19 protein-coding genes are annotated in these 25153 nt (G+C 36.2%); 10 read left to right on the top strand and 9 right to left on the bottom strand.

Annotated elements, in window-relative coordinates:
* Nucleotides 1-148: 148 nt before the first annotated feature.
* The 3 genes from AC07XN_RS04805 to AC07XN_RS04795 form a co-directional block, all read right to left on the bottom strand.
* The gene (locus AC07XN_RS04805) at nt 149-2161 is read right to left on the bottom strand and encodes an OmpA family protein (protein WP_494742213.1); all 2013 of its coding nucleotides are present in this window, start codon (nt 2159-2161) and stop codon (nt 149-151) included.
* 103 nt (nt 2162-2264) lie between these two features.
* On the bottom strand, nt 2265-2921 hold the full coding sequence (rpe, locus tag AC07XN_RS04800; protein ID WP_309922834.1) for a ribulose-phosphate 3-epimerase: 657 nt from the start codon (nt 2919-2921) through the stop codon (nt 2265-2267).
* Between the two features lie 3 nt (nt 2922-2924).
* Nucleotides 2925-4697 (bottom strand): glycosyltransferase family 39 protein, encoded by a 1773-nt coding sequence (locus AC07XN_RS04795; RefSeq protein WP_494742212.1) that lies wholly within the window; start codon nt 4695-4697, stop codon nt 2925-2927.
* Nucleotides 4698-4885: 188 nt separating this feature from the next.
* On the opposite strand from AC07XN_RS04795, the gene ligA reads away from it, so the two are divergent.
* The 4 genes from ligA (at nt 4886) to AC07XN_RS04775 (ending at nt 8775) form a co-directional block, all read left to right on the top strand.
* Entirely contained in the window at nt 4886-6895 is a 2010-nt protein-coding gene (gene ligA, locus AC07XN_RS04790; RefSeq protein ID WP_494742211.1) for an NAD-dependent DNA ligase LigA, read from the top strand.
* Between the two features lie 171 nt (nt 6896-7066).
* Complete coding sequence (gene dapA, locus AC07XN_RS04785) at nt 7067-7948, top strand: 4-hydroxy-tetrahydrodipicolinate synthase (protein ID WP_309922841.1); 882 nt, start codon at nt 7067-7069, stop codon at nt 7946-7948.
* A 55-nt stretch (nt 7949-8003) separates the two neighbouring features.
* Nucleotides 8004-8306, top strand: coding sequence for a Dabb family protein (locus tag AC07XN_RS04780; protein WP_309922844.1), 303 nt, complete (start codon nt 8004-8006; stop codon nt 8304-8306).
* On the top strand, nt 8287-8775 hold the full coding sequence (locus AC07XN_RS04775; RefSeq protein ID WP_309922846.1) for a hypothetical protein: 489 nt from the start codon (nt 8287-8289) through the stop codon (nt 8773-8775). The genes AC07XN_RS04780 and AC07XN_RS04775 overlap by 20 nt, the downstream gene beginning before the upstream one ends.
* Nucleotides 8776-8894: 119 nt before the next feature.
* Here the strand turns inward: AC07XN_RS04775 and AC07XN_RS04770 are convergent, their stop codons facing one another.
* The 4 genes from AC07XN_RS04770 to AC07XN_RS04755 form a co-directional block, all read right to left on the bottom strand.
* Nucleotides 8895-9548 (bottom strand): GDSL-type esterase/lipase family protein, encoded by a 654-nt coding sequence (locus AC07XN_RS04770; protein WP_494742210.1) that lies wholly within the window; start codon nt 9546-9548, stop codon nt 8895-8897.
* Between the two features lie 49 nt (nt 9549-9597).
* Nucleotides 9598-11178 (bottom strand): glycoside hydrolase family 30 protein, encoded by a 1581-nt coding sequence (locus AC07XN_RS04765; protein WP_494742209.1) that lies wholly within the window; start codon nt 11176-11178, stop codon nt 9598-9600.
* 159 nt (nt 11179-11337) lie between these two features.
* The gene (locus AC07XN_RS04760; RefSeq protein ID WP_494742208.1) at nt 11338-12846 is read right to left on the bottom strand and encodes a RagB/SusD family nutrient uptake outer membrane protein; all 1509 of its coding nucleotides are present in this window, start codon (nt 12844-12846) and stop codon (nt 11338-11340) included.
* A gap of 17 nt (nt 12847-12863) precedes the next feature.
* A complete protein-coding gene (locus tag AC07XN_RS04755) occupies nt 12864-15983 on the bottom strand; it encodes a SusC/RagA family TonB-linked outer membrane protein (RefSeq protein WP_494742207.1) in 3120 nt (1039 codons plus the stop codon).
* Nucleotides 15984-16297: 314 nt separating this feature from the next.
* Between AC07XN_RS04755 and AC07XN_RS04750 the strand changes: the two genes are divergently transcribed.
* Entirely contained in the window at nt 16298-19219 is a 2922-nt protein-coding gene (locus tag AC07XN_RS04750) for a triple tyrosine motif-containing protein (protein ID WP_494742206.1), read from the top strand.
* A 103-nt stretch (nt 19220-19322) separates the two neighbouring features.
* Here the strand turns inward: AC07XN_RS04750 and msrB are convergent, their stop codons facing one another.
* Nucleotides 19323-19823, bottom strand: coding sequence for a peptide-methionine (R)-S-oxide reductase MsrB (gene msrB, locus AC07XN_RS04745; RefSeq protein ID WP_309922857.1), 501 nt, complete (start codon nt 19821-19823; stop codon nt 19323-19325).
* A gap of 210 nt (nt 19824-20033) precedes the next feature.
* Nucleotides 20034-21323 carry an MFS transporter gene (locus tag AC07XN_RS04740; RefSeq protein WP_309922859.1) on the bottom strand — a complete coding sequence of 430 codons (1290 nt, stop codon included), beginning with the start codon at nt 21321-21323 and terminating at the stop codon, nt 20034-20036.
* 241 nt (nt 21324-21564) lie between these two features.
* Here AC07XN_RS04740 and AC07XN_RS04735 point away from each other — a divergent pair, with 241 nt between their 5' ends.
* From AC07XN_RS04735 to AC07XN_RS04715, 5 genes are all read left to right on the top strand, one after another.
* Complete coding sequence (locus AC07XN_RS04735) at nt 21565-22068, top strand: Rieske 2Fe-2S domain-containing protein (protein ID WP_494742205.1); 504 nt, start codon at nt 21565-21567, stop codon at nt 22066-22068.
* Nucleotides 22069-22084: 16 nt separating this feature from the next.
* Nucleotides 22085-22525, top strand: a complete 441-nt coding sequence (locus tag AC07XN_RS04730; RefSeq protein WP_494742204.1) for a thioredoxin family protein — start codon at nt 22085-22087, stop codon at nt 22523-22525.
* Complete coding sequence (locus AC07XN_RS04725; RefSeq protein WP_494742203.1) at nt 22494-23459, top strand: FAD:protein FMN transferase; 966 nt, start codon at nt 22494-22496, stop codon at nt 23457-23459. Before AC07XN_RS04730 ends, AC07XN_RS04725 begins: the two co-directional genes overlap by 32 nt.
* 67 nt (nt 23460-23526) lie before the next feature.
* Complete coding sequence (locus tag AC07XN_RS04720; protein WP_323250278.1) at nt 23527-23715, top strand: DUF4266 domain-containing protein; 189 nt, start codon at nt 23527-23529, stop codon at nt 23713-23715.
* A gap of 178 nt (nt 23716-23893) precedes the next feature.
* Nucleotides 23894-25111 (top strand): DUF3570 domain-containing protein, encoded by a 1218-nt coding sequence (locus AC07XN_RS04715; RefSeq protein WP_309922867.1) that lies wholly within the window; start codon nt 23894-23896, stop codon nt 25109-25111.
* The last annotated feature ends 42 nt before the right edge of the window (nt 25112-25153 follow it).

Here is a 25153-nt window from a genome sequence, read left to right as displayed (position 1 = left end):
AAAAACAATTTCAATTTGTTAAAATAGTCTAGCAATATAAAACACTTCTGAGCAAAAAAGGCTTTGTAAAACCATTGGAAAGTATAAAATCTCTTTTCATTAGCGATTACTAATGAAAAGAGATTTTATTCAAACGTGTAGAGATTGCTTAGTTTTTAACAATCATAAACTCTACTCTTCTATTAAATTTCCTTTTTTCTTCAGAGTTATTACTTGCCACAGGACGAGTAGACCCATATCCTTGTGTCTGGATACGTTTCATATCTACGCCCTTGTCTGCCAAGTATTTTTTTACTTCTTCTACCCTTTGTTTGGATAACGTTAGGTTGGCATTCCAATCCCCTTGGTTGTCGGTATGGCCTTCCAGCATGATTTCCATCGTCGGGTTCTCTTTCATTACTACTACTATTCTATCAAGTTCAGGATATGAGTTAGGCAAAATGTCAAATTTACTCTGTTCAAAAAATACACTATTCAATGTCATTCTTTGTCCAGCCTCAATTGGTAATAAGAAAATATTCTTTTTTATTTCTTTAAAGTTATTCTCCTTCGAAAAATCTAGTATTTCAGAAAACGGCATAAAGCCTTTTTTGGAGGCAGAAATAGAATAAGTTTTTTTGGCTGGCAACATCAATTTATAATCACCCGTTTGTGGGTCAAACGTTACACAAACAGTATCAGCATCTGTCAACGACTGAACCTTTATTTTGGCATCGATGAGTTTTTTATCTGCAAAATTAAACACACCGCCCGTTAATTGAATAACAGTTTCGGGCTTAATCGACTCAGGCACTTTAAATTTAAAAATATCTTCATCGCCAATAGAATTTTCTTGAGAACTATAATAGGCATAATCTCCTAAGGCTGAAACTGAAAAATAGCCATCCCATTCGGGCGTATTAATGCCCGCACCTAAATTTTCTGGCTCCGACCATTTCAGCCAAGTGTCATCCAAACGGCGTGTTACAAAAATATCACTGCTTCCATAGCCACTCAAACCCCTTGTTGAATAATATAGCGTTTTGCCATCAGCAGCAATAAAAGGTGTGCCTTCATCTTCGGCCGTATTAATTACTTTTCCTGCATTAACGGGCTCAGACCAAGTACCATCTGGTTGTTGAAACGACAAATAGATGTCTTTCCCTCCGTTGGTTTCTTTGAATTGCCCTGTCAGAATCAAGACCCTACCATTGGGTGAAAAGCTATATTCTGCGTAATCAGATTTATTATTAAAATTTTTGATAGCCAAGGCTTTCGGGAAATCCCAACCTCTGTCATTTTTAGTAGACATTGATACGCCTTTCAACATCGAACCATCCTTCAAGTAAACATTATTCAATAGAATGGTTTTGCCATCAGGCGAAATGGCGCAAATAGCATTGTGTTCAGTATTATTAATTGGCGCAGCCATCGGGCGAGCCATGCTCCATTTTCTATCGTTCTGTAATTCTGAATACCAAATATCTTGGTTTTTATCTTTCCCTAAGTTTTCGGGATGTTCCCATCGGGTATAATATAGCGTTTTACCATCTGGCGAAATCACAGGGGCAATTTCGCGATAAGCTGAATTTATATTACTACCCAGATTTTCTTTGAGAACGGCAGCAGGTAAGTTTTTAGCCACATTCACAACCGCCTTAATAGGAGTAGTTGCTTGCGAAATCCCAATTGCATCTATTTGAGTCCACCCTTTTGTGCGGGTAGTATTCAGGACTATTTTAATACTTCTGACTTTATAAGGAGTAGGTTTTGATAATACCAAATTCAGCATTTTGCCAATTTCATTACTTGGTGCACTTCTATTGATCCATAAAGTTTTTAGGTTATCAAATTCATCAAATGCTTCAACCCGAACAATACTTCCTTGTCCGTAATTCTCAGCAATTGCCACTTGCTGAATGGGCATAAGGGTATCAAAACTTACAATCAGGAACTCTTCTTGGGTATTATTTTGTGTCAGCGGTTGCCAAGCACAGGCCGAAATCCCTACTTGAGGCAATTTGCTGGGCTTTCCTAAAACTTGTATAGCACGATTCTCTTTAGTAGTTTTTGCATCTGAATACTCAGAAGAAAAAGCAACTACTTTACTAGCCCAAAAGGTTTTTTGGGCTGTAGCAATAAAGGAAATGAGAAAGAATAATAACAAAAAGAATATTCTCATTATCAATGGTTTAATAAAGCGATTATGATTTTAACTGATAAATTTAAACGAAAATTGTTTTTTATTATTACTCTTTCTAAAATTTCCACTTTAAACCAACCTATTATTTGATTTTTTTAAGATTAGCAATTGTTTGAAGTGGGTCTTGAGCACCAAAAACATAACTACCTGCCACTAGCGCATCGGCTCCTGCATCTACCAATTTTTGTCCCGTTTCTTGGTTTACACCTCCGTCAATTTCAATGATAGTTTTTAAGCCTTTTTCTTCAATCATTCTACGAAGTTTACGTACTTTATCGTAGGTAGCTTCAATAAATTTTTGACCACCATAACCAGGGTTTACCGACATCAATAGTACCATCTCGCAATCTGGCAAGATTTCTTCTAATACTGATACTGGCGTAGCAGGGTTCAACACTACACCCGCCAAGCACCCTAAGTCTTTGATTTGTTGAATAGTTCGATGCAAATGTGTACAAGCTTCATAATGAACTGTAATGTTTGCAGCGCCTAATCGTTTGAATTCAGCCAGATAACGCTCTGGTTTTTCAATCATCAAATGTACGTCCAATGGCTTGGTAGCATGGCGATTGATGGCTTCGATAACAGGCATTCCAAAAGATATGTTCGGCACAAAATGTCCGTCCATTACATCAACGTGAAACCAGTCAGCCTCAGAGGCATTTACCATTTCAATATCTCTCTGGAGATTTGCAAAGTCTGCTGCAAGCAACGAAGGGGCAATTAAAATATTATTCATGCATTAATAGCGGTACGTTTTTTCTTTTAAATCAAAAATCTCAATCAAACGTCCGTCTTTTTTCTTTAAGATTATTTTATTCCGTTCTTTAGTATTAATTTTTTGGATGTATTCCGCATCTTTTGGCAAATACATATTCACATATTGGGCATCTGCGTTAGACTGTCCTTCTACTTTTCCAATGGTATCAGCCACATACACAGTTTCGATAAAAGAGGGATACAAAATAGTATCACCTGTTTGATAACGTTCTTCTATTGATTTTGCTATCACAGAATAAGGATTTTTATCTCTTGCTACTACTCTATAATTATATTTAATAGATACATCGTTCAGTAAATCTTTGATGGTTTGACCCACAAAAAATAAATGTGATAACAGTACTACACCAATAAAAATATTCAAGGGCTTTAAACGCCATTTTACTTGTGAAAGCGCTATGCCTACAAATATAATGGTATATGGAAACGAGAAGCCAGAATAACGTTGGGTTAACCCAAAAGTATGTCCATTTTTAAAGGAAACAAGCACTAAAAAGATACTTGGGAAAAAACCCAAGATTGCTAAAAACACCAATAGTTGCTTAGAATATTCTTCTGTTTTACTATTCAAATTATAAAAGAACAGGTATGCTATTATAAAACAATTGATTAGTTCTAAATATTGAAACTTGGCAATGGTAAAAACAAAAAACGAAACGATGTTTGCTATAATAACAAACCATAACCATCTTTTGTCTCCATTCAAATTGAATTTTCTGATTGAAAATATTGAAAAACCAGCTATCAGAATGGCTATTAATATATTTTTGAAACCCACAAATTTACTCGTCAAACCATTGCTGATAATGAACAAATCTGTAAAAATGGGTAATGCTTTCTTAAATACATTCTTGGGCGTAGCAGGGTCAATCGTTCCTGCATGTGGATTAGGGACTAATCTGGCTTCCTGATAATATACCTTTGCCTGATAGGCGAGTGTTCTAAACGTGTAATCGCCTCCGCCGTAGGTAATCCAATAACCAAAAAGGGCAAAGCCAATCAATAAACTCAAGGGCAAGAAAAGCCAAGGTTTTAGTCTCCTAACATAGATTAAGACATACAATCCATGTGCTATAAAAACAGTAGCTGTGAGGAAATGGGACAATAAGCAAATGCCTGATAGTAAACCATAAAACAAGTATAACTTAACAGGGCTCGCTCCTTTTTCTTCCCGTTGAATAATCTTCAAAAAAATGTGTGTAGCCAATAAGGTAAAGAAAAAACTCATTGAGTAGTTTCGGGCTTGTTGGCTAGTAGCAATAAAAAACGGTTCTATTGCCATCAAAGCGGCACAAATCAATGCTAAGGTAGTTTGCTTAAAATGCTCCTTTACAAAAAAGGCTAATAATAATATGGTGGCTAGTCCCCACACTACGGAAAGAAAGCGAATTGAGAAATCGCTCAATCCAAACAACTTTGTCCACTGATGCAACACGACATAATAGGCAGGGCTATTGCCAATATCACTTCGTCTGTTGGCTTCAAAGTAATCTTGTATTGATTTTTCTGCCCAAAATTCTTTGGGTGTAAAAGTTGTTTTTCCGGGTGTTGCAAAACAGTTTTTTTGTGTGCTTCCTTCTATCGCTATTCCCTGACTGACTAATAGCGATGCTTTTTCATCAAAAAATATTCCGTGTTTATCAAGATTTATTACTCGTAAAACTAATGCAGCCGAAAGAATACTAATAAGAATAAATAGTTGAACAATAGAGAACGATTTAGAAGTATTTGTCATCAGAAGAGTAAATTTATTAATTTCTTGAAATCTTCGTGGTAAAATTACCACTTATTCTACTCAGACACAAAGACAAAAGCAAAAAGCCTTGTAAACATTGATGAACAAAAAAGATAATTTTAGTTCGAAAATTTAAAATAACTTATATTTTGGCGGTAAATTCGGTAAATTTTTAAAAGCTTATTTGAATGAACCCACAGGAAGAAATCAACCAATTGACAGACAGGTTGAATGAACTGAACTATCGATATTACGTCACTGCTGATTCAGAAGTATCTGATTTTGAATTTGATAAACTTCTTGAACAATTACAGTCTTTAGAAAAAGCCTTTCCTGATTTGGTTCGTAACGACTCTCCTACGCACCGTGTGGGTGGCGCTATTTCTAAAGAATTTGAAGCAGTAACTCACCGTTTCCCGATGCTTTCATTGGGAAATACCTATAATGAAGGAGAACTACTTGATTTTGATGAAAGAGTAAGAAAAGGACTCGACAATGAGCCTTATGAATATATTTGTGAGTTGAAATTCGATGGTGTAGCGCTTTCTGTTTGGTATGAAAATGGCAAATTAGTGAGAGGTGTTACCCGTGGAGACGGTGTAAGAGGCGACGATATTACTTCAAATATCAAAACCATTCGTACTTTACCCCTTAGCGTAAAGGCTGAAAATATGCCTGCTGTTTTTGAGGTACGAGGCGAAGGTTTTATGCCTTTATCATCTTTTGAATCGTTGAACAAAGAACGAGAGGATATTGGCGAGGCATTGTTGGCTAACCCAAGAAATGCGGCCTCAGGCACATTTAAAATGCAAGATTCTTCGGTAGTAGCCAAAAGAAAAATGGATTGCTATCTTTATCAATTTTTGGCGTATGATGAGGTTTTCAAAAGTCATGAAGAAAGTTTGCATTGGATGAAAAGTGCAGGGTTCAATGTTTCACCTACATGGAAAAAATGCAGTAATATTCAAGAAGTATTTGCCTTTATTGAACGTTGGGATAAAGCACGCTTTGATTTACCCCTCAATACTGATGGTATTGTTATTAAAATAAACTCTTTTGCTCAACGAGAAATATTAGGCTACACGGCTAAATCTCCGCGTTGGGCTATTGCTTATAAATACAAATCAGAATCGGCTACCACTACTTTAGAAACAGTAAGTTATCAAGTAGGAAGAACAGGGAATGTTACGCCTGTTGCCAATTTAAAGCCTGTATTATTGGCTGGGACAGTAGTAAAACGTGCGAGTATTCATAATGCCAATGAAATAGAGCGACTGGATTTACACATTGGAGATACCCTTTTTGTGGAAAAAGGAGGAGAAATTATTCCTAAAATCACGGGTGTTGATGTTAGTAAAAGAGCTTTAGATTTTGAGAAAGTACAATTCCCAACTACTTGTCCAGAATGCGATACGCCTTTGGTCAGAAAAGATGGAGAAGCTAATCATTATTGTCCGAATGAAAAAGGTTGTCCTCCTCAGATTAAAGGTAAAATAGAGCATTTTATTCAACGGAAGGCCTTGAATATTGAAAACTTAGGAACAGAATCTATCGATTTGTTTTATCAGAAAGGCATCATCAAAAGTCCAGCCGATTTGTATGATTTAACAAAAGAGGATTTAGCCAATTTAGAGGGTTTCAAGGAAAAATCTATTAATAATATTCTTTCGGGGGTTGAAAAATCAAAAGTGATTCCTTTCAAACAAGTATTGTTTGGTATCGGTATCCGCTTTGTAGGTGCAACAGTAGCGGAAAAATTAGCTTCGTATTTTAATAACATAGATGCCATTGCTAAGGCTAGTTACGAAGAGCTTTTGCAGGTTCCTGAGATTGGTGACAGAATCGCACAAAGCGTTGTGGCATTCTTCCAAGACGAGGATAATCAACGGTATATTGCTCGTTTGAAAGAGGCTAAGCTACAATTTATCCATGAAACTACCGAAATTGTTGTGGAAGGGAACAGTTTAGAAGGAAAAACTTTTGTAATTTCGGGAACTTTTCAAAATTTCGAACGTGATGATTTGAAGGTAAAAATTGAAGCAAATGGTGGAAAAGTATTAAGCGGCGTTTCGGGAAAATTGAATTTTCTGGTAGCTGGTAATGACGCTGGTCCATCAAAATTGCAAAAAGCCCAGAAATTGGGTGTTCAAGTTATTTCAGAAGATGAGTTTTTAGAGATGGTGAGAATCAAGCTGTGAGATTTGAGCGATGAGCCTTGAGATTTGAGATTTTTTATTAATTAATCCATTGACTATTTATTAATAAAGCTTTCTCATTTTCAAATTAACACACTTTCAAATTTTCAAATTACCACACAGACCAATAATTTTTCAAATATAGACGATGGTATAATCGTAAAAAATCCAAAAATGAGACCAAAATTCCACGGCGTAGCTCCAGCTTTAGTAACCCCAATGTTTGAAGATGGAAGTATTGATTATGAAGGGTTAAAAAGATTAGTACAACACGTAAGCGACGGTGGTGTAGATTACTTAGTAGTTCAAGGAACCACAGGAGAGTCTGCTACAACAAGCACAAAAGAGAAGATAGCGATATTAGAATTTATCAAGGAGCATAATTCAAAGAATTTGCCAATCGTGTATGGGCTTGGTGGAAATAATACGCCAGAGGTAATCAAGGCGATTCAAGCTACGGACTTTACTGGTATTGATGCCATCCTTTCGGTATGCCCATATTATAATAAACCGGGAGCTCGTGGAGTAATTGCTCATTATTCAGCGATTGCTGATGCTTCGCCGGTGCCAGTAATTATGTATAATATCCCTGGGCGTTCGGGCATCAATATGTCGGCGACTACTACGCTGAAATTAGCCGAACATCCAAACATTATCGGTGTTAAAGAGGCATCTTGTATCATCGAGCAATGTATGGAAATTTATAAAGATAAACCTGAAGACTTTTTATTAATCTCTGGTGACGACGTACAGGCTGTACCTATTATTGCTTGCGGAGGCGTAGGTGTTATGTCGGTAATCGCAAATGCTATTCCTGCTCAATTCACTACGATGATTCATGCGGCTTTGGATGGCGATTTTGCGACGGCTCGTAAGCTATTAGGACATTTCTTAGCGATTGACCCTCTTTTATATGAAGAAGGGAATCCAGTAGGTGTTAAAAAAATCCTTGAATTGAAAGGAATCAGTGGTCCAGATGTTCGTTTGCCATTAATGAAGGCATCTGATGAACTAGGCGAAAGAATGATTGCCGTTATTGAAAAAGATAATTTATAATTTATTCATTGTTAGGGTTACTAAATCTTATTTTTACTCAAAATTAAAATCACTTATGTTTGTTCACGTAGTAAATTTTTGGTTAAAGAAAGACTTGTCAGAAGCTGACCGTCAAAAATTCGTAGAGGGCGTAAAGTCGCTTGGCAATATCGAAAGTATTAAAACGTTTAGTGTAGGGCCTCCTGCTGCTACAGACCGTCCAGTAATTGACCGTAGTTATGATTTCTGCGAACTAACGGTTTTTGATGATGCAGCTGGCCACGACGAATATCAAGTACATCCCCTCCATCTAAAGTTTATAGATGATTGTAAACATCTTTGGGAAAAGGTATTAATTTATGATTCAGAAAGTATCTAAGTGGACTAAGTTAACGCTAGGTTTTGTTTGTTTGACATTTTTATTGACTAATTGTCAGCCAACCAAAACCTTTCAGCCTACTTCTTACTATAGTCCCAACTACCAAAGTGGTGGTTATGACCAACATACAGGTTTAGGCTTCAAAATACCTGATAAATACGCTATTGACGTTTTGCAGGGTGATGAAAAGCCTAAAGAAAACTACGAAGAAATGGATAAATTGACCATTTCGGAGGAATTTCCATTGACAGCCAATCAGGAGTACAAAGGGAGAATGCTGAAAAGAGGAAATGATCAACAAGAAAAAGAAGCAATCTTAGCTAGGATGGTGGCACAAGCCCAAGACTTAGGCGCTAGCGGACTGATGAATGTAAACTATAAAGTATTTTCAACAGCTACTACATCTGGTTATATTTTAACTGGTACAGCTTTTAAATATGTATTGAAAAGAAATGTTAGAGAGAATTAACTTTTTTTAACAAAATAATTTAACCCCCTCATCAATAGTGGCGGACTTAAGTCCGTCGCTATTGATGAGGGGGTTTCTGTTCTTGCTAGAGTTATGTTTAACAAGCATCGGATACTGCTCTACTTATACTGCTTTCGCAAAAACTTTCGGGTTTCCTCCGCCCAAATTTCATACCCTTTCGCATTCATGTGCAGTTTGTCTGCTACAAAAATATCAGTCATCAGTTCGCCATTGGGCAAATAAAATGCTTTTTGAATATCTAAGAAATAAACATTCTTGTTTTTCTTACAGAATTGTTTTACTGATTCATTCAAGGCTTTCTGCTTGTCTAATAGATGTGTCCTTGCCAAACTAGGGCGAGCAGAGCAAAAACCGATTTTAGTAGTAGGCAATTGTGTTTTTACTTTCTGGACAAACTCCTTAAATTCCCTGAAAATAGAATCTGGACTTTCGCCCGCACTCAAATCATTATCTCCTTCATAAACCAACACTATTTTCGGTTTGTATTTGGTCACGATTCTCTCAAAGAAAAAGTTTAAATCACTCATCTGCGACCCACCAAAACCCCTGTTAATCACAGGAAATTCTTTTAAATCCTCTTTGTAGGTAGTCCAAAGTCGAAACGTTGAACTTCCTGCTAAAACGATTTTGCCTATTGGAGGCATATCAATCGAATCTTTTTTCTCAAATGCCTGTATTTCAGACAAATACTTTTGAGAGAATGTATAAAAACTTATTAATTGAAAGAACGCAATTATGAATATTTTCCTCATTTATTGTCTTCGTTTAAAACCAATATATTTAGTTACTCTTTGGATAGTCTTACCAAACAATCGTTGCAACGGCTCCAGCAGGTAAAGAAACCGTTGCCAATTTATCTGATTGCTTAACATTGATATCCACAGCTACTGTTTTATCGTTTTCGATAATCACAACTTTCTTTCCAGCAGGCGTCATAAAAGCAGCATTTGGTAAATTACTATTAGTAGTACTCTGAATTCTTTTTGAACCAGTAGGTACAAATTTTGAAGCGTGTCCTACGATGTAATAACTTACATTACGGGTAATGCCTGAACCAGCAATCGTTAATGCACCTTTGCACTCCGTACATCCTCCAGGCGTATGTGGCTGAAAACTAGCATCATTCGCCAAATTCCATTCCAAGGCAACCTTACTCCAGTTTTTTACTGAACCAATAATTACATTTTTAATATGCCATTGTAAATCTCCTGCAAAAGCTCCTTTTGATGATGTCCATTGTTCCGTAAAATACAGATTTTTATTGGGATGAAGTGCCTGTACTTTTGATAGTGCACTGATGTCTCCTGCATAGAGGTGAAATGCCGAACCATCGATGTATTGATTAGCGTCTATATCGTTTAATACATTTATTGGATAATCTGGATTATCACAATTATGGTCCCAAACAACAATTTTAGTTTTGATATTTTCTTGACGAAAAATGGGTCCTAAATTATTCTTTACGAAATTAGCTTGGTCTGAAGAACTCATTACCATACTAGGGTTATTGCCTCCATGCTGTGGTTCATTTTGAAGCGTTAAGGCATCAATCGTTATGCCTTCTTTCTTCATTTCTACAATATATTTTGCTAAATATTTTGCATAGACTTGATAATATTCTGGTGACAAATTCCCTCCGATTGATTTCCCGTTGGTCTTCATCCAAACGGGTGCCGACCACGGACTTCCCATAATTTTAATTGAAGGATTAATTTTGATAATCTCTTTTAAGATAGGAATAAGGTATTCTTGGTCAGGGGCTAAGCTGAATTTAGCAAGGCTTTCGTCTTTTTCGCCGCTTGCTAAATCGTTATAGCTAAATACTTTTTCATCTAAATCTGAAGCACCCACGCTAATTCTTAAATAACTAATACCGATTGATTTAGTATCCTTGCCAAACAATTCGTTTAATAAATTATTTCTATCAGTGGCATTCAAAAGTCCGATTAATTTTGCACTTCCGCCTGTTAAAGTAAAGCCAAACCCGTCAATGCTTTGGAACGTCTGCGTAGTATCTAGCTCAATTGTTGGGTTAGTGCTAACACTTTTTAAAAATTGTACATCGTCTTGTTTTTGTAACAAAACAGATTGGTCAGAGGTAGTAAGCCAATAACTCAGTACTGGGTTATTTTGTGTTACTGGCGTAGTAACCACAGGTTGTTGTGGCGTAATAGTAGGATTGAGCGATTTGCCATTGCATGCCCAAATCATGAATAAAATAATAGATTGAATAACAGCGCGCATATTTATGGGATAATTGTCTGAGACAAGACAAGTGAAGAGATATACTGCCAAATCGATTCTGTAAAAGCGAATCGACTTGGCAGTGATGATAGTTGATGATGTTTCAAATGGAAGTTCGCCCAATAATAGTCTTCCCAAAACCTCATCCCCCAGCCCCTTCTCCTTCAGAGAAGGGGAGCAAACCATGGGACTTAAAGCTCCCCTCTCTGAAAAGAGCGGGATGCGTAGTCGGGCTGGGGGTGAGGTTTTAAAATAAAGAATATTTGGTTTATCTTTTTTGAGACAACCTCTTAATTATTAGTAATTAGGATTTTGCTTGATTTTAGTATTTTCTAATTCTTTAAAAGGAATGGGGAATACTTCGTTTTTACCAGCTTTGAAACCTCTGCTCGCTAAAACAGTTGCTGCTTTTCCAGTTCTTACTAAATCAAACCAACGGTGTCCTTCGCAAGCAAGTTCTAAGCGACGTTCATTGGCAATAGCGTTTAACGAAACTGGAATAGAAGGCAATCCAACTCTTGAACGAACGGCATCTAATAACGCTTGAGCTCTTGCACCTGTTCCGCCTAAAGCCTCCGCTTCCATTAAATAACTATCTGCAAGCCTGATAATATATGAATTTTGTCTAAAGTTCAATTCAACATTTCCCAAACCTGTCGAAACATCAGATTGCTTCGGCATAAACTTATTGATAAAATAGCCAGTATCCTGATAAGCAGAGATATAACTGATTTGTTTAGCGGCTTTCAAGGCTTTAGCATCCAAAATAGTAGCAGCAAATCTTGGGTCATCTTTCAAAGCATCATATAAATCTTGGGTAATAGGATTGAATGCCCAACCACCTGAATAATAGGCTGGTGCTGTAGAACCTGCTGGACGAGTAAGGGTTCTTGGTCCAACCATTTGTACTACGCTATTTCCCTCGTCAGTACCAGAGCCCCAGTTTCCCCAACCTGCATTACTTGCACTAGTATGCGCTACCTCTAAGATAGATTCGGTATTGAACTTATTCGCGAAAACCCACAAATCAGCAAAATTACTAAGCAACTTGTATCCATAAGGATTTGCTCCTCCAGGGGTTCCATTAACGATAGCAAGCTGTGCGGCGGCTTCCGTCAATTTATTATCGTACAAATACACTTTACCAAGTAATGCTTGAGCAGCGCCTTTTGTCAATCGTCCAGCATCGGCTGCAGGAACAGTATTAGGCAATACGGCAATGGCATCATTCAAATCTTTTTCAATTTGCGTATAAACAGCAGCACGGTCAGCCTGAACAACATTATAGATTTCAGAAGATGGGAGCGGCGTTGTAATAAGTGGAATATTCTTAAACATTCTCACTAAATTGAAATAATACAGCGCTCTCAATGCTTGTGCTTCGCCTACATAGCGAGCCTTTAACGAGGCGTCCATTGGAATGGCAGGTAATTTTGACAGCAAAAAGTTAGCTCTGAAAACACCTTGATAATGGTCACTCCAAAAACTAGCAGGGATAGTTGTTGGGCTTAGCGTATAGTTTGAAAATGTTTGTAAGCCAAGTCCGTCTGTAGCACTACCACCCCCTGCAACGTGGTCATCAGAACCAGCATTCATCATGGTAATCATGTTTTCAAAACCACCAGAGTTTTTTCTCATGACATCATATACTGCTACCAAGCCTGCAAATGCTTCAGATTGATTGGTATAATAACTTGCCTCCAAGCTACTCCCTTTCGGAAGTACTTCAAGATAGCTTGAGCTACAAGAAGCAAGTACAGATGTTGCTATTGCGATAAGAGAATATTTGAATTTATTACTTTTCATCTTTTATAATTTTTACATTAAAATTTTAAATTAAGACCAAATTGGATTGAGCGAGCCTGAGGATAATACCCTCTGTCGATACCAAAAACATTACCTCCAATTTCTGGGTCATAACCAGTATATTTTGTTATTGTCAGGAGGTTTTCTGCTGTTAAGAACAATCTTAATTTTTGTGCTCCAATTTTATTAGTAATGCTGCTAGGAAGGGTATAACCCAATTGAATAATCTTGAATCTTACAAAATCGCCATCTTCTAAATAGAAATCAGAAGGCTTTCCAAAGTTTCCGTTTGTATCATTATTGGTTAATCTTGGGTAACTATTAGATGTCCCCTCTCCTGTCCAGCGGTTTAAAACTTGGGTTTGATAGTTAGCGTTAAGAATATCTAAGCGACGAAGTCCTTGGAAAACTTTGTTGCCACCTGAAGCTTGCGCGAAAATCATACAATCAAAGCCTTTATAATCCATATTGACGGTTAAGCCGATGGTATATTTAGGTAATCCACTTCCAAGAAATTTCTTATCATCATCATTAATCGTCCCGTTTCCATCCGTATCAACCCATCTGAAATCACCCGGTTTTGCATTTGGCTGAATTACGTTGCCTTCTGCATTTTTGTAGGCACTCACTTCAGCTACGTTCTGGAATATGCCAGCCGTTTGGAATCCGAAAAATGAATTATATGGTTGACCAACTTGTGTACGGGTAATTGACCCCATCGATTGAAAACCAGCAGCACCCGACGTAATAAATGAAATACCATTTCCTAAGAAAGTCACTTCATTTTTCAAGTAAGAAACATTACCATTGGCAGAGAAATTGAAATCACCAAAGCGTTTTCTGTAACCAAGTTCAAGTTCAATACCTTTGTTTTCCATATCAGCCACATTACCTACTGGGCTACTTGTCGCACCTACATAACCTGGCAAAGTAATCGTTTGTAGAATTCCAGAAGTCTTTTTGCGGTAAACTTCTAATGTCAACGTAAGGTTATTCAACAATGTAGCATCGATACCAATGTTAGTTTGGGCTGTTTCTTCCCATTTTAAATCTGGGTTTGAAGGAGCACTCGGGCTAAACCCTGTGATAATATCTACTCCGCCTGTTCCATAAGTATAGTTTCTACCACCAACAATAGTAGATAAATAACCAAAGTTTAGAATGGCATCATTACCTGTTACACCGTATCCACTTCTGATTTTAAACGTTTTAACGATACCATTTTCTTTCCAGAAATTTTCGTTTGAAACTACCCAACCTGCCGAGAATGATGGGAATATACCGTATTTGTTATTACCTCCAAATCTTGATGAACCGTCTCTACGAATAATACCTGTAAACAAATATTTTTCGTTGAAGTCATACGTTAAACGACCAAATAAAGACGTTACACGGTGTTCGGTTCCAGTATACGCACTCCCCGTTCTTTGGGCTGCTGGCAATGAAAAGTTGAATGATGCATCAGGATAAGTATTCACTGGCAAATCAGAATAAGTGATGCTTGTTCCTGTAGTAATATTATCTATATAAAGCCCTTGACCCAACAAAACTCCAATGTTGTGATTGCTAACTTTTTTATTATACATTACTGTATTTTCAACATTCCAACCTAAGCCATTATTCGTTCCTCTGCTAAAAGTATTCTTTATGGCACTCGTAGTAGCACTTAAATAATATTTTGGTGTAAAAAAGTCACCACCCCAATACGAAAGTTTTGCCCCAATCGTACTTTTGAATTTCAAGTTTGAAACTGGCGTAACTTCAAGAAAAGCATTTCCTACAAAATCATCAGATGAATCAAAATTGCCTAGTCTTACTTGCTGATAAGCAATAGGGTTTGTCATTTCCTGTCCAACGATTGAGGATATACCGTAAGGTCTTCCTTCGCTATCTCTCAATACTGGGTTCGTCGTATAGATTGTTGAAGCAGCCGCTGTTGGGTCTGTTACTACCAAAGGAGTGATAGGGTCCAAATTGATTGCCGAACTCAAAGGGCCACCAAATTCACTGTTGGTATTACCTAACCCAACAGTTTTTTGGTGAGAGTATGCCAATGTTTGACCTATCGAAATATATTTAGATAGCTTATGGTTTGAATTCAGACGAATGTTATCTCTTCTGTATGAAGAAATATCTTTTAACACAATTCCTTCTTGGCTTTGCGTACCCACTGAAAGGAAAAAGCTTGATACATCATTTCCACCGCTAATACTCAACTCATGGTTTGAACGCTTAGCGCTGTTGTTAAAAATAGCAGCTTGCCAATCTGTTCCAGTTCCTAATGATGAGGGATTAGGGAAAAGCACACTTCCACCAGCAGCGACAGATTTTTCATTCATAATCAGTCCGTATTCTGAGGCATTCAATAATTTTAACTGCTTAGCTGGCTCTGAAGAACCTACAAACCCTGTATAATTCACACTTAGTTTTCCAGATTTCCCTCTCTTGGTTGAAACCAAGATTACTCCAGAGGCCGCTCTTGCACCATAAATTGCTAATGAAGCCGCATCTTTCAATACTTCAATTGATTCAATGTCTGATTGATTGATAAAACCAATACCTCCATTATCGATAATTACGCCATCAATTACCCAAAGAGGGTTGTTACCTCCGTAAGTATCAAAAGTAGTAAGTCCACGCACACGAACTGTAGAAGCAGAACCTGGCTGACCAGCATTAGCAGCAATCGTCACCCCAGATACTCGTCCCTGAAGGGCTGTTTCTATACGTCCACTTGGAACATTTTCAAGGTCTTTTGCTTTTACGCTAGAAATGGCACCCGTCACAACACTTTTCTTTTGTGTACCATAACCAATCACAACCACCTCATTCAAATCTTTGATGTCTTCCTCTAACTTTACATTCACCAAAGTAGTATTACCCACTGCTTTTTCAAGAGGCTTGTACCCAATAAAGCTGAAAATTAAAATATCATTGGGCGTTGCGTTGATTTGGTACTCTCCTGTTGCATTAGTAGTTGTACCTTTTGTAGAGTTCTTTACCTTAATAGAAACACCTGATATAGGCACATTTGAATTACCATCAATTACTTTTCCTCGTATCTCTACAGACTGCCCAAAGACAGAAAGAGTACACATACTCAGCAATAATAAACATAAGTAGTTTTTAAATTTCATAAACTTTTTAAGATTAAAAATTTGGAATAAAATACCTGATTTGAAGAAACCCAAGAGGCTGAATCATTCAATGCTAACGCTTGGGCTATTCAAAAACCGAGAGCAATATTAAAGACGCACATAGGCATAACTAAAAAAAACGTATACACTTCAATTACGTTTGATTTTAAAAACTACTACGCTATTACTACTTTAATATTTATATCTATCTAATTTTCAATACTTTAATAAGTGTAATTAATATAAATATTTGCATATAAAATTGTATCTTTGTAGACACTTAAGATGATTGCTTTAATTTATCAGTAAAAAATATGAAAAACCTTTCTAACCTTATTAGGAGCTTAATAATATTCCATCTTCAAATTGTTAGTTGTAATTCACTTTTTGCACAAGCCACGCAAGAGGTAAGTCAAGATAACTCTGCCAAAGCCCAGCCTGCTATTTTAAGTTTTGTTAAAAGTGATTTCAAAAGTGATTCACACTTCAGTATCGGATGTGAGGCCAACGATGGCACCATGTTTTTTGGCAATTATGAAGGATCTCTCAGTTATGATGGGAACAATTGGAAAAAGATATTTTTACCTAACAATTCGTCTATATATAGTTTAGTAAAAACAAAAAAGGGAGAAATTTATGCAGGAGGTTACAACGACTTTGGTATCCTAAAAAAAGACATTTATGGAAAATATGTATTCCATTCGATGGTCAATCAATTGAAATTATCTAATCGAAATTTTGAGAATATATGGAGGGCCAATAGTATAGGAGATTACATTATTTTAATGTCGTACAACGAACTGATTGTCATTAATAAAAATGTAGCAACGATTATCCGTGCACCAAAAACATTTGTGTATGGTAGCCAAATAGAAGATAACTATTTCATTCAAGACTATGAAAAAGGGATTTTGTCGCTAAATCTTTCAAGTAAGAAATTAGAACCCATTTTCCCTGCAAGCTATTTTAAAGATGAAGTTACTACAGCCATTTTACCTACAAAAGTGACCCATGAGATATTAATAATGACGCGCAGCGGAAAGATTTTTTTAGGAAATATACAAACCAAAAAGATAGCCATTATTAAAGAAATATTTTCAGTAAACGATAATGACCAACTCAACTGTGGGATTCGGAAAAGTGATGATTTGTATTTAATAGGTACGCTAGGGTCAAAATTGTTGTGGTATAACTATAAAAACAATACGTTGTCGTACAATGCTGAATTTCAGAACATTACCAAAAATAATCCTATTATTAATTTCTTTGTAACTTCAAAAGGTGACATTTGGGTATTAAAAAATAACGGCTTAAATTTTTTAATCTACAATTCATCTTATCAGAATATTTTTGACAAAGCCTCCATTTATGATATCCTGATTAAAAACAAGAAAATCTATTTAGCGACCAACCAAGGCATATTTTACTCGACTATTCCAGAAAATATTATGAGTAATAATTATGATTTTAAAGCCATCAATCAATTAAAAGGACAAACATGGACTATCCAAAACTTTGGTGACGACATCATTGCTTCGCACAATAATGGTATTTTAAAAATCACGGATAATACTTTTAAAAAAATTTCTACGCCAACGGGGTTTTGGAAAATTACGCCAATTGCCAATAAACCTAATTGGTATTTAGGCTCAAATTATAATGGGCTGTATTTAGTAAAAAAGAATGGGAAGGAATGGTCTATTACTAACAAAATTGAAGGGTTTAATGAATCTACCCGTGATATTTCTCCAGACACTAGCCCCAATACTTATTGGGTTTGTCATGGATATAAAGGGGTATTCAGAATCAGAATAGATAACGATTATCAGCAGGTAGAATCCGTTGAAAACTACACCAATACCAATGGCTTTATTTCTCCTTTCAATATCAATGTACATAATTATGAAGGAAGAGCCATTTTTACAACTAATACAGGAATTTATCAATTTGATGAAAATACGAATTCTTTTGTGCTACATCCTACCTTGAATACGATTCTAAATCCCCAAAAGAACACTCGAAAAATATTCAAATCCAAACACAAAACGTGGGCTATCGAAGACGATGAGTTGGGCTATTTTACAGAAAAAAATCCAGTGTTCGAAAAAAACACTTTTCTTAATTTGAAAGGAACATTTAATAAAGGGATGGAGGTAGTAGTGCCTTTGGATAATGACAAAGTATTTGTTGGGACACACAATGGGCTTTTTTTATATGACACAAAAATTCCCAAGCAGAAAAAACAGCCTGTTACCCAGATTAGTAGAATGTGTTATTTGATAGATCAAACAGATAATGATTTGCCTATTAATCACGCTAACCATGAAATAGACATTCCTAATGGTGCTGAAGTAGTAAGAATTGAATTTGCTGTGCCACAATTAATTTCAAATATTGGTGTTCAGTATAGTTATAAATTGAATCCTACAGACAAAAATTGGTCTAACTGGACAAACAATTCTTTCAAAGAATACACAAATTTGAGTCCCGGCACATATGTATTTACCTTGAAAGCGCGAAACCTCCTCGGTGTTGAGGCAACAGAAGCGAAAATGATTTTTACGATAAAACCAAAGTGGTATCAAACTACTTTTGCTTATTTAGTGTATGTTTTTTTAGTCATTTTTGCATTGAGATACGCTTATTCACTCATTAAAAAAAGGCTTGAAATGGAGCATCTTAAAACCAGAAATGAAATAGAAAAATCTAAAAAATTAATAGAACTAGAGCTTGAACAACTAAAACTAAAAGAAGATAAAGCACAGATTGATAAATATACGGAGGAGTTGGATAGAGACATTATTATAAAGAGCAAAGAACTAGCCAATTATACATTAATGCTCAGTCAAAAAACGGAAGTTTTCCAAGATATAAAGACAGATTTACAAGAGCTCAAGACTTTGCTAAAAAGTGATGAATCGAAGAAAAAGTTATTGGATATTTATAAAAAGTTAAACTCGGAGAAAATTGGAAGTGATTTCATAGAAATTTTTGATGTTAATTTTGAAAAGATTAACCATGATTTTTTTAAAAAACTAAAAAGCATTTATCCAGAATTAACTCAGCGAGAACTTAGGCTTTGTGCCTTTGTAAAAATGGATTTTAGCAATAAACAAATATCTCCACTTTTGAATATTTCAGCACGCGGTGTGGAAACGGCTAGGTTGAAAATTCGCAAGAAATTACAAGTTCCCCATGAAGAAAGTTTAAGTGTGTTTTTGGAAAAGATTGTTTGATGTTGTTGCATGGCATAATAAAACAAAACGAGGATAGTTTGATTTATCAGACTATCCTCGTTTCATATAAAAAAGCTCAAAGCTCACAACTGAAAGCTCAAAGCTACTTCTTACTCACTTTCTCATCTTTTTCAAAATCTAACGCGACAGAATTCAAGCAATAACGTAACCCTGTTGGTTTAGGACCATCTTCAAAAACGTGACCTAAGTGAGCGCCACAACGGCTACAAAGTATTTCTACTCTTTCCATACCAAAACTATTATCGGCTACTTCCAAAATTGCATCTTTGTGGATAGCCTTATAAAAAGATGGCCAACCTGTACCCGATTCAAATTTTGTTTGTGAGTCGAAAAGAGGAAGTTTACAGCATACACACTTGTAAATTCCTTTTTCATGGTTTTTCCAATAAGCCCCAGAACATGCCAATTCAGTGCTTTTTCTTCTGGTTACTTTAAATTGCTCTGGCGTTAAAATTTTCATCCATTCAGCATCTGTCTTCACAACAGTAAATTTGTGGTGAGTAACTCCTGATGACTCTTCCTGTGCGGTACAATTCGTTAATATTGCCATGCAAGTAATTAATGTTATGATGACGATTTTCATTTCCTTTTTGTGTTTAAATGTATTTACTTAAAGTACGAAAAAAGGAGGATTATAGTTTACGTAGTAACGTATAATTAAGAATTAATTGTCTCAAATTGTCGGGAGAATGACATTTTAAGCTTTGAGCGATGAGCTGTGAGCCTTGAGATATAAGTTCAAAGTTAAATACTAAAAACTCATAGCTCAAAGCTTATGGCTCAAGGCTAATAGCTACCTATAAACCTTCTGAGATGGTACTCTTGATAAAATCACTAAACCAATGATAAAGAAAACGGTAAGGAAAAGGACACTCATACGCATACTTCCTGTTAGCTGATTGACCAAGCCAAACATAAACGTACCGATGACAGTTGAAAGACGGTCGCAAACGTCATAAAAGCTAAAGTAAGAAGCCGTGTCTGGCGTTTCTTCTGGAATTAGTTTAGCATAAGTTGAACGTGAAAGCGATTGAATCCCTCCCATCACAAAACCAATGCCTGTCGCTAAAATATAAAACTGATTGCGAGTAGTAACAAAATAGGCCGCAATACAAATAACTACCCAGCAAACCACAATGATAGATAACGATTTAGTATTACCGATGTTCTCGGAAATTTTAGCAAAAAGATATGCTCCAACAATAGCTACAAGTTGTATTAATAGCACCGTTACAATCAAAGCATCAGAAGGCAATTTTAACTCTTCACTACCAAACAATGCCCCCAGATACATAACAGTTTGCGCTCCCATGTTATAAAAGAAGAAAGAACTCAAGAAACGCTTGGTATTTTTTAAATTCTCTAATTCATGAAATACTTTTTTTAACTCCTTAAACCCGTTAAAAATCCAGTTTCCTCCATGTTTTTGAGCGACAGCGTTATCAGGCAAATAATGAAATGAATATTGAGCAAAGACTATCCACCAAATACCCACCGTCAAGAATGAGATTCTTGAAGCCTCTCCCCCAGTAATGCCACCATACCATTCTGGTTTTAGCACCATCGTCAGGTTTTGAATCAATAATATCACACTACCGATGTATCCCATGGTAAAACCTCTGGCCGATAGCCTATCGTATTGGTCTTCCGTAGCGATTTCGGGCAGATAAGAATTATAGAAGACGATACTTCCCCCCCAACCGACGATTGAAAATAAGAAAGCAAAAGTGCCTAAATAATAGCTGCCTTCCACAAAAAAATACATCAACATACAACTAATAGCACCAAGGTAGCAGTATAGGCGCATAAATGCTTTTTTGTTGCCCGTATAATCTGATATAGCAGATACTAATGGTACAGAAAAAGCCAATAATAAAAAACCTACAGAAACTGCGTATGAATATAAAACGGTGTTTTCGAGTTGAAATCCAAAAAAATCTAAGGTCCTGCTTTTTGAAGGCAACATTACTGCTGCAATAGGATAATAAATCGGGAAAATAGCTGAAGTAATGGTAAGAGAGTGTACAGAATTTGCCCAGTCGTACATTGTCCAGGCGGTTAAAGTTTTAGGGTTATTCTTCATTGTATGATTTAAAAAATTATAGATACTACAGGATTATACTTAGTGTTTAACAAATATAGCTGAATGAAATAATTTTTAATCAAATCTACAATAGTCTATTCATCAAATCGTCTGAATTATTTTTTAAACTTATTCTTTCTATCAAGCAATATTTAAGTAAAAAATATTGTATTCTATATAAGATTGGGACAAAGCCAATTTTAAGCGATTCAATAACCATTATAAATTATTTAATATACTTATGAAACGTCATGAATTTTTAAAGTCAATCGGTTTCAGAGGTGCTGCTCTTATGGCTGTTCTTAGCGCCTGTACCAAAGCTGAGGATTCTGTTCTGCCTGCGCTAACAATTTCTCCCGCAAGCTCGAGTACTGGTTCAGGAACAGGGACAGGAACGGGAACTACTACCCCCACTACTGGAACAGACCTTAGTACTATCACCAATCGATTATTAACCATTGATTTATCTGCTAGTTCATCAGCAAACCTTAATAAAGTAGGCGGATACATTACACAAAGTGGCATTGTGGTAGCTCAATCTTCTTCTGGTGTGTTTGTAGCTGCTACTCAAACTTGTACACACGAACCCAAAAGACAAGTAATTTTTAATGTAAACGAATATTATTGTACGGCACATGGTGCAAGGTTTTCGTTAACAGGGTCGGGTAAAAACAGTTTTGGAAGTAGAGGGCTCACAATATATAAAACCGCCACAGACGGCAAAACCGTAGTGGTTTATAGTTAAACTCAATCAAATTATTATGAAATCTATCATTGTATCACTTTGCTTTTTAATGTTTTTTTCAAATCCAGATTGGACATTAGATTTTGAAAAAGCTAAGTCAGAAGCAACCCAATCTAAAAAATATATCCTTTTGAATTTTTCAGGTTCTGACTGGTGCATTCCTTGTATTAAATTAAAAAAAGAAATTTTCGAGTCTGAAGCTTTTCAAAAATATGCTAACGAAAATTTGGTTTTAGTAAAAGCTGACTTTCCGAGATTAAAGAAAAATCAGTTAGATGCTAAACAGACCACTCAGAATGAATTATTAGCCGATAAATACAACAATCAAGGTAAATTCCCACTGACGGTTCTAATAGACAGTAATGGCAAAAAAATCAAAGAATGGGAGGGCTATCCAAACACGTTGACTTCTGAAAACTTTATTCATGAAATTCAAGAACTTACCCATGCTCATTAGTGATTCTCCTCTTTTAGTTCATCAAAAAAAGCTCCGACTAATGGGCAACGCCTTTGAAATTAGCGTTGTGCATCAGGATCCTGATTGGGCGAATGAAAGAATAGATGAAGCAATTGATGAAATCAGAAGGATTGAAAAATTGTTAACTACATTTTCAGATGATAGCCAAACCAATTTGATTAACCAGCACGCAGGGATTCAGCCTGTAAAAGTTGATAAAGAGGTTTTTGGGTTGATTCAACGTTCGCTCAAAATTTCGGAACTAACCCAAGGGGCTTTTGATATCACTTATGGGTCTATTGATAAAAGCCTTTGGAATTTTGATTTAACGATGACAGCTTTGCCTGATATTGCAATAGCCCGACAGTCTGTTCGATTAATCAATTACAAAAACGTAATCCTGAATGCTCATGATTCAAGCGTTTTTTTAAAAGAGCAAGGTATGCGGATTGGTTTTGGGGGCATCGGGAAAGGCTATGCCGCAGAAAAAGCCAAAATGTTGATGATAGCAAAGGGGGTAAAAAGTGGTATTGTTAATGCGGCGGGTGATTTAACCACTTGGGGTACACAGCCAAATGGTAAATCATGGACTATTGGCATAGCTGACCCAAATGCCCAACAACATAGCTTTTCTGCCTTAAACATCAGTAATGTAGCCGTGGCGACCTCTGGTAATTATGAGAAATTTGTGGTAATTGATGGCAAAAAGTATTCGCATACCATAGACCCTAAAACAGGCTTGCCAGTAGCAGGTATCAAGAGTGTTACGATACTAAGCCCTAATGCAGAAATTGCAGATGCAATGGCTACTCCTGTAATGGTTATGGGTGTAAAAGTTGGACTAAACCTAATCAATCAAATGCAGGGTATCGCTTGTATCATTGTGGATGACCAAAATAAAATATTTACATCCAAAAATATTAATATCAAATAAAGAAGCTTTTTAAACTTTTATCAATAAAATGAGAACTAGAAAACAGTTATATATCATAGCCTTTTTGATGTTAGTAGGGCTATCAAGTCAATCGTGTGTTTCAGTAAAGGAATATCAAAAAAGTAGGATTAATGATTCTGAAATGGAATTGGCTTCAAGAAAATCTGAAAAATTTGAACAGAGTTTCTACATGTATCGTGAAGGTGCTTCTGGTGCCAATGGTGGGAAAAGTGGTGGTGGATGTGGATGTAACTAATTGAAGGGATTTAATTTATAGACTTGGAGACTTCAGGACTTGAAGACTAAAAGATTTGATGACTTGAAAATTTTGATTGGAGACTTTAGATGTTAACGTAATTGCTAAAACTCCTTTAACTCCTCAAATCATTAAATCCTACAGTATCGCAACAAACAACCACTTAATCCTTTATTAGATGAAAAAAATAATTCTCTCAGTTGCTGTTTTAATGACAGCAATGTTGAATAATACATTTGGACAAGACAAAACCACAGAGGAAACCTCCTCTTATGAAAAAAGAAAACTTAAAGTTGAAGAAGTAAATTTTGTATCTAGCTATTATGGACAAGAAGGTAATAATTCCGCTGTAACTGGAGGAATTGGGACAGAAAAGCTACGAGATTTTGCCAATTCAATTGATTTAAAATTGACAAAATATGATTCAAAAAACCGTCTGCATACTGTTAATATTGATTTAAATGTAGACTTTTATACGTCAGCGTCTTCTGATAATATAGACCCGTTAACGGTTTCGTCGGCATCACGAAAAGATACTCACTTCTATCCTACCATCAGTTGGAGCATGAAGAACGATGTAAACAGGACAACAAAAGGACTGAGTGTATCTTATTCAACTGAATATGATTATAAATCTTATGGTTTTAACCTAAGCTTTGCGAAAGCTTCAAAAGATAACAACCGTGAGTTTAGTGTGAAAGGTGGTGCATTTTTCGATACTTGGTCTATTATTTTACCTCCAGAACTTCGTCCAAACAATTATGGTTCTGGCGCACACGGAGACCGTGACCCAATTGACTACCGACCGCGAAATTCTTATAATCTTGCCTTTTCGCTTTCACAGATTATTAATAAGCGATTACAAGTATTGGTGACTGCCGAACCAGCTTACCAAGAAGGTTTATTGAGTACCCCTTTTCATAGAATTTATTTCAAAGATGGTTCTGAAAGTGTAGAAAGGCTGCCGGGTAGTCGTATGAAATTGCCTGTAGGTATGCGATTAAGTTATTTCTTAGGAGACCGTACTATCTTGAGGGCATTCTATAGATACTATATGGACGACTGGGGTATGAAGGCTAATACGATGAATCTGGAAGCCACTGTCAAATTGAACCCTTATGTTTCGCTGAGTCCTTTTTATCGATATAACACGCAAACAGCCGTTAAATATTTTAATCCTTATGGAAAAAATGATATTAACAGTGCTTATTATACAAGCGACTACGACATTTCTGGCTTCAATAGTACATTTATTGGCTCTGGAGTAAGGTTTGTCCCTGCCAATGGTATATTGGGAATCAAAGAGTGGAACAGTCTTGAACTACGTTATGGGCATTATACTCGTACAACAGGGATGACATCAAACATTGTAACGATGCTAGTAAAGTTTAAATAGGTGTTTTATAATATATTATTGTAAAGGTTGGCTAAATTTAAT

It is taken from the genome of Arcicella sp. GW458-12-2-14-TSB2, from assembly GCF_059423785.1.
Note: the sequence above shows the minus strand (reverse complement) of the source record. Positions and strands in the feature narration are given on the sequence as shown.

Coding starts and splice junctions, on each gene's coding strand:
- AC07XN_RS04805 (WP_494742213.1), bottom strand. CDS start 2,161: ATGAGAATATTCTTTTTGTTATTATTCTTTCTCATTTCCTTTATTGCT.
- rpe (WP_309922834.1), bottom strand. CDS start 2,921: ATGAATAATATTTTAATTGCCCCTTCGTTGCTTGCAGCAGACTTTGCA.
- AC07XN_RS04795 (WP_494742212.1), bottom strand. CDS start 4,697: ATGACAAATACTTCTAAATCGTTCTCTATTGTTCAACTATTTATTCTT.
- ligA (WP_494742211.1), top strand. CDS start 4,886: ATGAACCCACAGGAAGAAATCAACCAATTGACAGACAGGTTGAATGAA.
- dapA (WP_309922841.1), top strand. CDS start 7,067: ATGAGACCAAAATTCCACGGCGTAGCTCCAGCTTTAGTAACCCCAATG.
- AC07XN_RS04780 (WP_309922844.1), top strand. CDS start 8,004: ATGTTTGTTCACGTAGTAAATTTTTGGTTAAAGAAAGACTTGTCAGAA.
- AC07XN_RS04775 (WP_309922846.1), top strand. CDS start 8,287: ATGATTCAGAAAGTATCTAAGTGGACTAAGTTAACGCTAGGTTTTGTT.
- AC07XN_RS04770 (WP_494742210.1), bottom strand. CDS start 9,548: ATGAGGAAAATATTCATAATTGCGTTCTTTCAATTAATAAGTTTTTAT.
- AC07XN_RS04760 (WP_494742208.1), bottom strand. CDS start 12,846: ATGAAAAGTAATAAATTCAAATATTCTCTTATCGCAATAGCAACATCT.
- AC07XN_RS04755 (WP_494742207.1), bottom strand. CDS start 15,983: ATGAAATTTAAAAACTACTTATGTTTATTATTGCTGAGTATGTGTACT.
- AC07XN_RS04750 (WP_494742206.1), top strand. CDS start 16,298: ATGAAAAACCTTTCTAACCTTATTAGGAGCTTAATAATATTCCATCTT.
- msrB (WP_309922857.1), bottom strand. CDS start 19,823: ATGAAAATCGTCATCATAACATTAATTACTTGCATGGCAATATTAACG.
- AC07XN_RS04740 (WP_309922859.1), bottom strand. CDS start 21,323: ATGAAGAATAACCCTAAAACTTTAACCGCCTGGACAATGTACGACTGG.
- AC07XN_RS04735 (WP_494742205.1), top strand. CDS start 21,565: ATGAAACGTCATGAATTTTTAAAGTCAATCGGTTTCAGAGGTGCTGCT.
- AC07XN_RS04730 (WP_494742204.1), top strand. CDS start 22,085: ATGAAATCTATCATTGTATCACTTTGCTTTTTAATGTTTTTTTCAAAT.
- AC07XN_RS04725 (WP_494742203.1), top strand. CDS start 22,494: ATGAAATTCAAGAACTTACCCATGCTCATTAGTGATTCTCCTCTTTTA.
- AC07XN_RS04720 (WP_323250278.1), top strand. CDS start 23,527: ATGTTAGTAGGGCTATCAAGTCAATCGTGTGTTTCAGTAAAGGAATAT.
- AC07XN_RS04715 (WP_309922867.1), top strand. CDS start 23,894: ATGAAAAAAATAATTCTCTCAGTTGCTGTTTTAATGACAGCAATGTTG.